At 30.8% G+C, this 253-nt stretch carries 1 protein-coding gene; it reads right to left on the bottom strand.

What is annotated here, in order from left to right:
- Positions 1–253 (bottom strand): hypothetical protein (locus SB717_RS37850; protein WP_410908310.1); only part of this gene is annotated, 253 nt, incomplete at both ends.

Here is a 253-nt window from a genome sequence, read left to right as displayed (position 1 = left end):
GTATTTTGATTTATCTAATTCTTGTTCATTAACGTTATATTCCCCAGTAGCTTTATCTTCGACAATAATATCCGTGAAAATATATTCTAATTCATTTGCTGCCTGAACGAGTTCTTGTTTAGAAGGGTAAGAACTTGGCAACCTTTCTTCAGCAAAAGCACTAGTTGTAAAAGATGTAACAAAGCACAAAACGAGTAACAAAGAAAATATTTTCTTTGTTACTGAAAAACCTCTTTTCTTTAAAATCGACATA

The organism is Priestia sp. SIMBA_032 (assembly GCF_046535215.1).
GTDB lineage: Bacteria > Bacillota > Bacilli > Bacillales > Bacillaceae_H > Priestia > Priestia aryabhattai.
The sequence above is the reverse complement of the archived record's forward strand: the minus strand, read 5'-3'. Positions and strand labels throughout refer to the sequence as shown.